This is a genomic window from Ferroplasma sp. (assembly GCF_037442045.1).
Classification (GTDB): Archaea; Thermoplasmatota; Thermoplasmata; order Thermoplasmatales; family Thermoplasmataceae; genus Ferroplasma.
This window is the reverse complement of sequence record NZ_JBBIRC010000041.1, coordinates 1-12,695: the sequence shown is the minus strand read 5'-3', so window position 1 is coordinate 12,695 and position 12,695 is coordinate 1. Positions and strand designations below refer to the sequence as shown.

Genomic DNA, 12,695 nt, shown 5'->3' with positions numbered 1-12,695 from the left:
TCAATACCATAGACCTCACCACCATCACTACTGAAGATAACCAGATTACCCATATAGAGACCATACCTGTGAAAAACATTGCAAAGATACAGAATAGCTTCTCGAGGAGGAGGCAGAAACTGCAGAAGCATGTAAGGAATCCTCAGAAGCGAAACAGGAAACTGAAACAGGCAAGGGGAAGGCAGAGAAATAGAATAAAGGATGCAATGCACAAAACCTCAGCAAGCCTCGTGAAGGATAACCCTGAAGCATCTTTTGTATTCGAAGACCTAAAAGGAATAAGAAAGAGTGGTGATAATAAGGGAAAGAAATTCAGGACATACCTGAACAGATGGCCATATTATGAATTCCAGAAAATGGTTGAATACAAATCTGAAAGAAAAATAGTATATGTTAATCCACGTGGGACCTCATCTGAGTGTCCTGTATGCGGTGATAAATTAAAGCACCCTAAGTGGAAAATATCCAGATGCACAAACTGTGGTCAGGACTACAACAGGGACAGGATTGCATCACTTGCAATAGCCCTCCGTGGCCTTGACCTTTGCGGAGAACCGTTCCCCGTGAGTGCGTCAGCCTCTTGGCAGTCCATGAAGAATGAATACCTGTACACCGGGCATACCTGACATGCCCGGAGCAGGAAGGACTGAGACTGCCTACGCTGCGAATGAACATGTTGCATAACAATGCACAATGTTTGAAGAACGGTTCATTGCCTCTCGCATATGTAATTCAATTTTTGGTGTTTTGCTATGGATAAATACTCCATACCAGTTTTCTAAGAAAATTAACGGTTCAGGTGGATTTTACACATTTAATTCACAGGGCGCAAATCCTACCTTTGGCTTAATTATAGGGTACATGATGGGGTTCTCATATTTCATGGTTATAACAAATGCAATACTTTTCACAACTGGGGTATTCATTCCAGGAACAATATCATATTTTCTTGGCATAAATATAGGCACTTATACTTGGATTCCAATGATGACGGCTTTTATAGTAATACTGGCAATAATAGCGTATCTTGGCATAAAGCCATCACTGGCATACAGTTTTATCGCTTCTGTTATTGAAATAGCCCTATTAGTTATTACCTCAGTTGTAATAATAGTTGCACTTGGATCAAAAAATACCCTTGCCCCATTTACTCCGGCACCGGCAGATGGTTTCGCAGCTGTGGCAGTAGGCATGGTGCTTGCTATATTTTCTATGTCCGGTTCCTCAGCTGTAGTTACACTAGGGGAAGAAGCAGAACAGCCCAGGAAGAATATAAAAAAGGCACTTTTAATAAGTTTTCTTATCACAGGCGTTGTATTTGTACTTACTTCGTATGCATTGACAGTGGGCTGGGGAGTTTCAAAAATGTCTACATTCTTCCAATCCAGTGTTCCAGGGTTAATTGTAGCAGATAAGTATATTGGCCTTCCATTTACAATATTATTATTTGTTTTTATAATAAACAGCCTTTTTGCAGGGTCTCTGGCTCCATTAAATACAAGCTCAAGAATGATCTTTTCAATGAGCAGGGATGGCCTTGGCCCATCCATATTTTCTAAAGTCCATCCAAAGTATAAAACACCCTATATTGCCATAATAACAATGGCAGGCGTTGCGTATTTTGTTTCCCTTGTAGCTGGAATATTGATAGGCCCTTATTATGGTTTCCTTTACCTTGTTACAGCATCATCAGCTGCACTATTCATAGGCCATATACTGAGCAACTTTGGCCTTGGCGCAACATACAAAAAATTGAAGGAATTTAAAATTCTAACACACGCTGTAATTCCAGGGGCAGCAACAATAATACTTGCAGTAGCAATGTATTATAGTTTTGTTCCTCCTGCTTACCCTGTGGATTATGCTATTATTACCGCTGTTGTGTTTATAATTATTTCAGCAGTTCTTATAATAATATATGCAAAAAAGCATCCAGAACAAATAAAAAATGCTGGAATGACAGATTTGGAAGTCCAGAGCGAAATATACAAAAAAGAATAATTTTTATAAATTATTTTGTTTATTTTGAAGGCTTTTAAATAACTCATTTGAAAACATTCTATCGTCCACGCCCCCAACCGACATTAAATCTGATAAAATTGATTTATTAATTTTTGGAAGATACAGATCACCCTTGACAAGATACATATTTATTCTGGATAATTCAATCATCAATGTATCAATGAGCTTGTGCCTCCCTGGATTTGGAATTATTGTATTCCTGTAAAGGGATAAATATAATTTTAATGTAATAACGTTTAATAGAATATAACCCTCCAATTCCAGTTGCCCATGGATCATTTTGCTGTCGGAATCCAGCCGATATTTTGAGCTGGATATTGAAGAATACATAAATTTTTTGATATTAATCGCCTGATAAATTACATTTGAATCAATATCCATATTTGATAATGCGATAATGATATTCTTATTATTTTTTGTTTTTACATATGTATCTTCACCGTGGTATGAATCATCCATAATAAAATAATGCAAATTTCCGTCACTGAACCTGTAATAATACAAGTACCTGTTTAAAAGTGTGTTATATATTCTTTGAAGAATAATATTTTCAGAAAGGTCAATTTTTTTCATAAATTTTACCCTTTCATCTTCTGGCAATTCTATAATAAAAATCCTGTTTTCCTTTAGTAATCTGTTTAAATTAATTTTATTATAATGTGATGAATCCAGTATTGAGACACCATCATACTTTGCTGCCTCATCTGTTCTGCTTAAAAATCTGGAAAACATATGTTCAGTTCCAGAAAAAAATTCTACGTTTAAAATTCGCATTAGAACGGGGTCAAATACAATATCAAGGGTAACCGTGCCATTCCTGTTTTTGCTGTTTAATGAATATACTGGTATTATTATTTCCATATGCATTATGAGTGCAGTTTCATCGTATTCTTCCAAATTTTCAAATATGGCTTTATTATATGCCAGATACCTTAGCATGGAGGAAATATTCTTTTTTTCAAGCTTAAGTTTTGGCCAGTAATGGTACAATATTGTTTTCTTGTAATATCCTTTAACGTATTCTAATGGAATTCTTCCAACTATTGTAATCAATGCACATGTTATAATCTCTTTCCAGTATTTATCGTAGTTCCCTGAAAGTTTCTTGATCATATTATAATTCATTGATACCAGAAATGCAAGATCACCATACTGGTAAGCACTTTCCGGGAGATTTATCCTTTTTTCTATTTGATTATTTTCATTTACTTTTCCAAGATACTTGCTCATTTTTATTTCTTTTTTATTTTTGCTATCCCATAAATTAACTGTGGCATAAGCGTAATTTTGGCCTTTAATTTTTTTGATTTCAATGTGTTCCCTGGCCATGCACAAATATATAAGCAACTGTTATAAATATTGTTTACTGGCACATAATGAAGTATAACATATAAAATTCATTAAAGACCTTAATAAAATTTATAGATGTATAAATTATTGGCTCTTAATGTAAAAATTATTAATTGTAGCTGGTTGTAAAAAATTTAATTTTATTGCTGGCTCTGTTTCCACTCTTCAGCTCCTTTTTTGGTATAAAGCTCTTCGGTAAAATCTGTATGTATGAATTGCTTTTTAAATCCAGATATTACGCCAAGAGGATAAATTACCAGTGTCGATACAAGGAATGTAATTAGAGTTCCCTGAAGGTATCCGAAAAATTGTGGGATTATGGAAAATGTGAGCCCATCATGGCTTGTAGCTACCATAAATGTAACAAATCCGATGAACAGTACATACCACAGTACATTCTTTATCCCTATTTTTACTTTTGACCATATTCCGAAAATTATTGCACCAGCGGCTATAAGTATAACTGCATATGGCTCAGAAGGCAACCCCGTCCAGAATACAATAAGCCCACTGGCTCCCGTTACCAGAGGAGCTATAATGCTCATTCCCCTCACCATATCCGATTTTTTGGTTGCTCCCTGCCTCCTTGAAACCATTAAGGCAATTGGTGTTGTTATCAATCCTATATATCCTGCAGCTGTTGCATCATCAATAAATGTATATATGCTTGGATCAGGGGCTGTTACAAACACTAAAAATGTACCAACAGCTGCAAAGACAATAAGCGCAACCAGCGGTATGCTGTGCTTTTCATCTATGGATTTTAGGGATTTGCTTATATATCCAGATCTTCCCATGGAGAAAAGAACTCTTGTTCCAGAACCAAGGTAAATATATCCGGTAACAAATGGAGCAAGTACTCCTGTAATTACTGCTGCTATGAACACATAAAGTACACCACTTTGTTTTCCTAATATAAAAAATGGATTATCTCCATGGAATGCTGGTGTTAGCTGGTTGAAATGCCCTGGTATAACCCCCCGGAGGCTTCAGTTTGTACCCATGAGCACAGTATATGCCACACTTATGTATATTAATGTCTCAAGAAATATTACAAGTCCAATAGCTTGGGGAATCTTATCCTTCATATGTGTTTCTTCAGCCAGATCGGGTATTACCCTTATAGCTCCAAAATCGTATATTGCAAATGGCATAATAGCAAATAATGCAGTTGGCCCATATGGAAATAGTCCATGGTATGCATAAAGATCTTTATAATCAAAGACATGAATATTAATCTAAGGGACATTGATAGATAAAAGAATATTTTCACAGCACCTGTGTACAATGATGCTCGGCCAAACTGTTTTACACCGTAATAATTGAACGGAACCAGCCCAAGCATGAGCAAAAGCCCGATAATAACACCCTAATATGTAGGTGCTCCGGTTACTGAAAGAAATATCGGGTCAAAATAATTTAATCCTGCTATAATTGCTATAACTTCAATTGGAGGAATAAAAATGTACCATATTAGATCGGACATTGCATTGATTATGTTTGTCCGTCTACCATGCGTATATATTGTATACCTTGTTGGACCACCTGCTTCAGGATAAACTTTTGCAAGCTCCATGTAAGAAAATCCTATAGCCGAATAAATGATAGCACCAAGGATGAATGCAAGTATTGCTTCAGGGCCAGCTCCAGCTACCATGATGACTGTACCAAATAGAGCTCCATTTCCGAAAGAACCCACAAGCCCTATCATAAAGAACTGATTAAATGTTAGATCCTTTTTTAGCCCTGGTTTCCTTTTAATAATATTATGTTATCAGTATTTGAATTCTCCATATAATTTATTATTTTTTGATAGTACTAAAGTCTTATCCATAATGCTTAAAATATACTACCAGAAAATATCAAATTGCTAAGCTTAAAATGTATTATTAAATTTATTCATAATTAATCAATGTATATTTTAAAATAAAATTTAAATTATAAGGGCAATAGCCAAAACTTCAGGGTATAAATTATTGGGCATATGAATTTATATAGATTTTATTTATATGCATTTGATGAGTTCATTTAAAGTTAATGTAAATCCTGACATTATAAAATGGTCTATTAAAGCAATAAACATGCCAGAGGATATACTCGTTAAAAAAATGGGCATAAAAAAAAGTACGTTCAAAAAATGGATCGATAAAGAGGATCGACCCACATATGTACAACTTCAAAAACTCTCTAAAATAGTTAAAATAGCTCCACTTGCCTTTATGTCAGAAAAAGTTCCGCTAGATATCCCAATGGGCGTTTTTAGAGATTATAATGGAAAAATTGAAAAATCATATGATACACTATTAAAAATCAAGCAAATTAAATTTTATCAGGACGTTGTTGAAACTCTTGATGAAAATCTTGGCATGCAAAAAGAACCAGATATAGAATTTTATAGCATTGATAGTGATCCGGAAGAAGTGGCAATAAAAGAACGAAAAAAGTTCTTAAGTCTGAGTAACCAGGAAGATATGAAAGATAAATACATGGCATTGAATGAATTTAGAAGCAATATGGAAAATCAAAATATATTTGTAATGCAGATGTCTTTTAATGATATAAGAGGATTTTCACTTACTGGGAAAAATCCAGTTTTTATTGTTTTAAATTCAAAGGAAGATCCAACAGCCAGATTATTTACTTTATTCCATGAATATGCCCATATACTGATAAGAAAGAATGAAAGTGATATTGTTAATTCAGATTATGCCTATTTCTCTTCGAGCGATAATATAGAAACATGGTGCAATAATTTCGCCTCATATTTCCTGATGAGTGACAGTTTAATAATAGATTCATGGGAAAAGTACGAAAATATAGAAAAAGTTGTAAACTATCTTTCTAACAAATATAAATTAAGTTATTCTATGATTTTTTATCGATTATACAAACTAAATTATATAACTGATTACAAAGATGCATATAATAAATTCATTGAAAATAAAAAAAAGGAGAATAATAAAAAAGCCAAAGTCAATTATTATACAAAAGTGCGATCTGGATATGGAAATAAATATATAAACCTCGTTAATGATAATTATTTAAAAAATGAAATAACTTTGAGTGATGCTTTAATGTTTTTAAATATAAAAATCAGTGGTTATGATCAATTAATGGAAAAGGTGAACAAATGGAATATTTGATCGACACATCATCACTTATAGACCTTGAGAGAAGATATCCAGAAAACGTATTCAAGACATTATATAATAATATTGATATTGAAATTAGTAATGGCAGACTCCGTACAATAGAACAGGTATTGAGTGAATTAAAAAAAGGTGGAGACAAGGTATATACCCGGTTCAAGAATAAAAAAGATTTTTTCCTAAAGACCAGTTCAGAAATAATGTATAAAGCATATACAATAACAGCCAATTATCCACAAATAATAAATAATTCAAGGCTTAATAATACTGAAAACGATCCTGCAGATCCATATTTAATCGCAACTTCAATAATTTTGAATAATAGCATGTTGCAGGACAATCACATTAAAATAATTACCGAGGAAGACACCAAAAAGAATCATATACCAGACATAGCGAAAAAGTTCAACATAGAATGCATCCGTATTTTGAAATTTTTTCAGGTTAATAACTGGGAATTCTAAACATTTTTGCAATAGGAAAATTGGTACCAGAGAATTCCAATTATAACTGTGTTTATCAATTAAAATATCATTATCCCTTAAGAGAAATTGAACAGGATAATTGAAATAAAATTGCTCTAATTATTTTTGTATTTAGGACCCTTCAACATATTTTTATAAAGAATAATAATACAATATAATGGAATCATACGATGTTATAACAATAGGTGCAGGTGGTGCATGTTATCCTGCAGCTTTCAGGCTTAAAAAATCAGGTTTTAGTGTTCTAATGGTAGATGATAAGGGCATCATGTCAGGAAATTGCCTTTCAGAAGGCTGTGTACCATCGAAAGCCATTATAGAAACAGTTCATAATTATAAGAGAATGAAAGACTTTGCCAGCTTTGAACTGAAATATTCTGATGTAATAAAAAGAAAAGATAAAGTCCAGAAGATAAGATATGAACACCATGAAAAAGAGCTCATGGATGCAGGCTTAGAAATTTTAAAAGGCACAGCTAAAATACTGGATGATAAGGCAGTAGAAGTGAAAACAGAAAAGGGAAATTTAACCCTTAATTATAAGCATTTAATCATTGGAAGCGGTGCATATACTTTTATTCCCAAAATTAAAGGAATAGAATATGCAATTAACAGTGCAAATCTCTTTAAAATAGATCCAGAAGTAAAGAAAATTCCAGAATCCATTGCAATAATAGGAGGGGGCTATATCGGTGTTGAAACAGCATCATATATGTCATTGATGGGATCAAGAGTAGAACTTCTTGAAAGGTCAAATAGAATTCTCATGGATATGGATTCCAGTATAGTAGAAAAATTAACTGCATTGCTTCCTGAAATGAGAATACACCTGAATAACGAAGTAATTGCAATAGAAAAATACGGAAACAGGTATAAAACAATTGTTAAAGATAATGATGGAAATACTGACAATGTAATCACAGATATGGTTATGATTGCAACAGGCAGGGAGCCCAATTTCCCAGAAGGTTTAAAAGAAGCTGGAATAGAATTTGATAGGCATGGAATACATGTAAACTCAGGAATGCAGACCAATATTAAAAACATATATGCTACAGGCGATGTAAATGGCATTGCACCATTATTCCATGCGGCAAGAAGGCAATCACTTGTGGCAGCATACAATATCATGGCTGGCGATACAGTAATAGATCGCTTTAGCAAAAAAGCAGTTCCATTTACCTTATATTCCGTTCCAAATATGTCATTTGCTGGAATTACACCAGAAATCGCAGGAAAGGAAAACATAAAATATACATCAGTAACTTATAAAATGTCTGATGACACTTTAGCTGAAGTGTATAATGAAATGGACGGAGAAATTACATTATTATTTGATGAAGATTCTGTTTTAATAGGCGGCTATATTATTGGAAATGATGCAGGCAATATAATAAATGAAATATGTATGGGAATCTCAAAAGGCCTTACTGCTAGAGATTTTGCTGAACTGGCACATCAGCATCCAATGACATTTGAAGGCCTTGATACTGCGGCAAGAAAATTATTTTGATTAAATTATTGAATTCTTTTTTCCATATTCACTATTTCCTTCCACGAAGTATCGAAATAAGAATTTATTCTTTCATACCCAAAGGACTTATAATATTCTTCAAGGCTCTTCACAGCTTCAATCTCAATTATTTTAATGTGCAATGGTATGGCAATATAGTTTTCTAAGATTTTTAACAGATCATGGCCCGTTCCAGAGCTTCCAGGAATTGCAAAGTTCCTTGCCAGCATTTCAACTACAATTTTATCAGGCTGAGCCGTTCCCGGGACAAGGCGAAACATTATTATTCCATCCAGATCACCATTGCCTGACTCTTTAACAATAACAATGTTGTTATCATCCCTGCTCCAGCTATAGAAATATGAAAGCGGGTAATCCCGCATTTTCCTATCTTCCGAAATAAATTTTTTGCCGATATCAGATTTCCTGATTAATCTATAATTATGTGGCAACCACACATTTATTGAATGGCTTATCATAACTTCTGGCATTGAACTCCCACAATTATAAATTCACATAATCCTGATAAATATTTTGGTGTGGCTATTTACAAGTACAATAATTTATAATATATTTATCAATATATAATTCATGGAAGGCTATTATAAGAAAAATATAAAAGATGTTGAAAGCCAGGAAGTAAAAGTTGGGAATTCCAAAGATACATACATACAGTGGCTCATAACAGATAAGCAGGAAAAAGCATATGCAATGAGAAGATTTATAATAAAGCCAGATGGATTCATTCAACTACATTATCATGATTATTTTGAAAGCCTGTATATCATAAAAGGGAAATGCAGTGTTAGAGTCAATAAGGAAAATATGGAACTTCATCAGGGTGATTTTATTTTCATTGATACAAAGGCAACACATGAAATAAAAAATACCGGGAAGATAGACCTGGAATTTATATGTGTAATTAATTATACTGAAAATATGAAAATAATTCCAGTTTATGAAGGCAACAGTGAAAATAAAATGGAAAAATAAACAATTATTTATACAAATTTAAAATATTATATTTATATTATACCTGCATGGCGGAAAAATATATATTATCAATAGATGCCGGAACAACAAACTGCAAGGCTGTTATATTTGATTCTGAAGGAAAAATAAAAAGCCGATCGGCAACAAAGATGATATCATTTTATCCTGAGGATGGATCTGTGGAGCAAAATCCATATTTTATAATTTCAGCAGTGAAAAAAACAATAAATGAAGCTTTAAAATTGGCAAAGCTCGAAGCAAAAGATATGGTTGCAGCAGGAATCACCAATCAAAGAGAGACAGCCATGGTCTGGGATAGAAATACAGGCATACCTGTATACAATGCGATTGTATGGCAGGACCGCCGCACTGAAAAAATTATGAAAAGTGTGGCAGAATATACCGGAATGCTAAGGGAAAAAACAGGTTTAAGGCCAGATCCATACTTCAGTGCCGGAAAAATACAATGGATCCTGGATAACGTTGGTAATGCCAGAGTTAAGGCAAAAAACAATGAACTCATAGCTGGAACGGTTGATTCATGGCTCCTGTACAATCTTGGAAATAAAAAACCGGAAGCCACCGATTACACCAATGCTTCAAGAACGATGCTTTTCAACATACATAAGCTGGAATGGGATAATGAACTTCTGGAGCTTTTCAATATACCAGAATCTATGCTTGCTGAAACGAAGCCATCCCTGAATGAATATGGGACTATATCGATAGGATCAGGTACAAAAATACCTGTATATTCCATAATAGGAGACCAGCAATCAGCGCTTTTCGGCCATGGAGCCATCTTTAATGGAATGGGTAAAACTACATATGGAACCGGTGCGTTTGTTCTGGCAAACACAGGAAATGAATTGCCCGATCCGGGTCCTTTAACAGGAACTATAGCATACGCCCTTGAAGAAAAAAGGGCAAGTTATGCCATAGAAGGCAGCATATTCAGTGCAGGAGCAGCAATAGAATGGGTTAAAAAATTATTAAAGGTAAATTCCTATGAAAAATTAGAGGAAATGGCAGGGCATGCTGAAAATTTAAGGGCAATCCTTGTTCCTGCATTTACCGGGCTCGGATCGCCATACTGGGATCCAGATGCACGGGGAATTATTTCAGGAATCAATTATTCCACAGGAAGAAATGAAATGGCAAGAATGGCCTACGAATCTGTGGCTTATCAGGTACAGGATGTATTGCATGAAATTGAAAAAATTATGCCAGTTAATGAATTGAAAGTTGACGGAGGGTTAACCAGAAGCGACTTTCTAATGCAGTTGCAGGCAAACTTATCTGATAAAAGAATAATCAAGACAGAAAATGTCGAGGTCACAGCTGCAGGAGCAGCATACATCGCTGGAATTGTTGCAGGATTCTGGAATATCAACAAAATAAGCTCCATGCCAACGGCAGAAAAGATTTATTTCCCCCAGGAAGAAAAACATGCTGTAAAAGATAAATATGTATTATGGCAAAGAGCTGTATTGAGGGCTTTAGAATGGAAAAGTTAGTGCCTGTTCAGGAAACATTATATAAAATCTGGCAATAAGAATATATGGAAGAATCAGAAAATATACTTAAAAAGGATATTGGATTTTCTGTAAATTATATGGATCGCAAAAGAAATCCATCAACGGATTTTTACGGATTTTGCAATGGCAAATGGCTTGAAGAAACACCAATTCCAGAGGATAAATCCAGATATGCCTCATTTGACATGCTCTATGAAAAGAACATGTATTTGCTTAAGCATATACTTGAACAAGCAGCAGAGAAACCTGAAAATGATAATGAAAGATTGCTGGGCAATTTTTACAAATCAGCTATGGATACTAAAATAATAGAAAAACTAAGATTTTCTCCTATTAAAAATACCATGGAAAAGATAGATAAAATGGCTGGAAGCAATATGCCAGATTTATTTGCCTTCTTAACAATGGAAGGCGTACAGCTCCCATTTGCAATTTCAAGTGCAGAAGATGCTAAAAATGCAGAGATTTACTCTCTTTATATAAATCAGGATGGACTGTCTCTTCCTGATAAAGATTATTATTTAAAGGAAGAAATGAAAGAAATTTTGAATGCTTACAAAAAACATGTAAAAAATATGTTTGTGTTGTATGGCTACCGTACGGTTGAAGCCGAAAAGTCATCTGAAATTGTTTTATCAATAGAAACCCAGATGGCAAAGAACAGCAGAAGCAAAACAGATTTAAGGGATGTGGAAAAAGCATACAATAAGTTTTCTGCAGAGGAGCTTTATGAAAAATATCCAGATTTTGGCTTTGATAAGTATTTTAAGGCAATTGGGGTAAATAATCTCAAATATGTTGTTATTGATGCACCGGAATTTTTTGAACAAACTGGAGAACTTATAAAGAATATGGAAGGAAAAGATCTCGCTGAATATTTAAAATGGAAAGTACTTACAGGCAGTGCACCATTTTTGCATGAAGAAGTTGTAAAGGAAAACTTTAACTTTTTCAGAAAAACTTTGCTTGGGCAGGAAAAAATAGCACCAAGATGGAAAAGGGCAGTAAGTGTAATAGACGCTTCGATTGGAGATTCACTTGGCCAGGCATATGTAGCTAAATATTTTGGAAAGGAAGCTGTTGAAAAAATAACTGTGCTTGTCAACGATTTAAAGGATACTTTCAGGGAAAGGCTTGAAAAGAATCCATGGATGTCTGAAGAAACAAGGAAAAAAGCACTTATAAAGTTCTCAAGTTTCAGGACAAAGATAGGCTATACTGAGCATTTTAAGGATTATTCATCAATAGAGATTAAACCGGATGATTATATTGGCAATATTGACAGGTCTGCAAAGTTTGAAATCAACAGGCAATTGAAGAGAATCGGCCAGAATGTTGACCTGACAGAATGGTTTATGACACCGCCAACAGTAAATGCGTATTTTAATCCAACGGGCAATGAAATAGTATTTCCTGCAGGGATATTGCAGCCTCCATTCTTTAATCCTGAACTGGATGATGCAGTTAACTATGGTGGCATAGGTGGCGTAATATCACATGAAATAACACATGGCTATGATGACCAGGGAAGCCATTTCGATGAACATGGAAATATGGTTAACTGGTGGACAGAGGGCGATAAAAAGCGCTTTGATATTATGGCAGAAAAAGTTGTAAAACTTTATTCTTCTATGGAAATACTGCC

General features: G+C 34.3%; 13 protein-coding genes. 9 read left to right on the top strand and 4 right to left on the bottom strand.

Annotated elements, in window-relative coordinates; genetic code table 11:
* Both WKI77_RS06060 and WKI77_RS06055 read left to right on the top strand, forming a co-directional pair.
* On the top strand, window positions 1–626 hold a 626-nt coding region (locus WKI77_RS06060), incomplete at its 5' end, for a transposase (protein ID WP_337860932.1).
* A gap of 67 nt (window positions 627–693) precedes the next feature.
* Window positions 694–2,001, top strand: coding sequence for an APC family permease (locus WKI77_RS06055; RefSeq protein WP_337860931.1), 1,308 nt, complete (start codon window positions 694–696; stop codon window positions 1,999–2,001).
* Window positions 2,002–2,004: 3 nt separating this feature from the next.
* On the opposite strand, the gene WKI77_RS06050 is transcribed toward WKI77_RS06055, so the two are convergent.
* The gene (locus WKI77_RS06050) at window positions 2,005–3,351 is read right to left on the bottom strand and encodes a hypothetical protein (RefSeq protein WP_337860930.1); all 1,347 of its coding nucleotides are present in this window, start codon (window positions 3,349–3,351) and stop codon (window positions 2,005–2,007) included.
* 161 nt (window positions 3,352–3,512) lie between these two features.
* On the bottom strand, window positions 3,513–4,259 hold the full coding sequence (locus WKI77_RS06045; RefSeq protein ID WP_337860929.1) for a hypothetical protein: 747 nt from the start codon (window positions 4,257–4,259) through the stop codon (window positions 3,513–3,515).
* 115 nt (window positions 4,260–4,374) lie between these two features.
* On the opposite strand from WKI77_RS06045, the gene WKI77_RS06040 reads away from it, so the two are divergent.
* The gene (locus tag WKI77_RS06040; protein ID WP_337860928.1) at window positions 4,375–4,578 is read left to right on the top strand and encodes a hypothetical protein; all 204 of its coding nucleotides are present in this window, start codon (window positions 4,375–4,377) and stop codon (window positions 4,576–4,578) included.
* Between the two features lie 163 nt (window positions 4,579–4,741).
* On the opposite strand, the gene WKI77_RS06035 is transcribed toward WKI77_RS06040, so the two are convergent.
* Window positions 4,742–5,083, bottom strand: coding sequence for an amino acid permease (locus tag WKI77_RS06035; protein ID WP_337860927.1), 342 nt, complete (start codon window positions 5,081–5,083; stop codon window positions 4,742–4,744).
* Window positions 5,084–5,390: 307 nt separating this feature from the next.
* Between WKI77_RS06035 and WKI77_RS06030 the strand changes: the two genes are divergently transcribed.
* The 3 genes from WKI77_RS06030 to WKI77_RS06020 all read left to right on the top strand — a co-directional run bounded on the left by WKI77_RS06030 (window position 5,391) and on the right by WKI77_RS06020 (window position 8,519).
* Entirely contained in the window at window positions 5,391–6,515 is a 1,125-nt protein-coding gene (locus WKI77_RS06030; RefSeq protein ID WP_337860926.1) for an ImmA/IrrE family metallo-endopeptidase, read from the top strand.
* Complete coding sequence (locus tag WKI77_RS06025; protein ID WP_337860925.1) at window positions 6,503–6,985, top strand: DUF4411 family protein; 483 nt, start codon at window positions 6,503–6,505, stop codon at window positions 6,983–6,985. The genes WKI77_RS06030 and WKI77_RS06025 overlap by 13 nt, the downstream gene beginning before the upstream one ends.
* Window positions 6,986–7,163: 178 nt before the next feature.
* Window positions 7,164–8,519 carry a dihydrolipoyl dehydrogenase gene (locus WKI77_RS06020; RefSeq protein WP_337860924.1) on the top strand — a complete coding sequence of 452 codons (1,356 nt, stop codon included), beginning with the start codon at window positions 7,164–7,166 and terminating at the stop codon, window positions 8,517–8,519.
* Between the two features lie 5 nt (window positions 8,520–8,524).
* Here the strand turns inward: WKI77_RS06020 and WKI77_RS06015 are convergent, their stop codons facing one another.
* Window positions 8,525–9,010 carry a GNAT family N-acetyltransferase gene (locus WKI77_RS06015; RefSeq protein ID WP_337860923.1) on the bottom strand — a complete coding sequence of 162 codons (486 nt, stop codon included), beginning with the start codon at window positions 9,008–9,010 and terminating at the stop codon, window positions 8,525–8,527.
* A gap of 100 nt (window positions 9,011–9,110) precedes the next feature.
* On the opposite strand from WKI77_RS06015, the gene WKI77_RS06010 reads away from it, so the two are divergent.
* The 3 genes from WKI77_RS06010 to WKI77_RS06000 all read left to right on the top strand — a co-directional run.
* Window positions 9,111–9,512: a cupin domain-containing protein gene (locus WKI77_RS06010; RefSeq protein WP_337860922.1), complete on the top strand. Its 402-nt coding sequence runs from the start codon at window positions 9,111–9,113 to the stop codon at window positions 9,510–9,512.
* Window positions 9,513–9,559: 47 nt separating this feature from the next.
* On the top strand, window positions 9,560–11,029 hold the full coding sequence (gene glpK, locus WKI77_RS06005; RefSeq protein WP_337860921.1) for a glycerol kinase GlpK: 1,470 nt from the start codon (window positions 9,560–9,562) through the stop codon (window positions 11,027–11,029).
* Window positions 11,030–11,073: 44 nt separating this feature from the next.
* A partial coding sequence (locus tag WKI77_RS06000) for a M13 family metallopeptidase (RefSeq protein ID WP_337860920.1) occupies window positions 11,074–12,695 on the top strand: 1,622 nt, incomplete at its 3' end.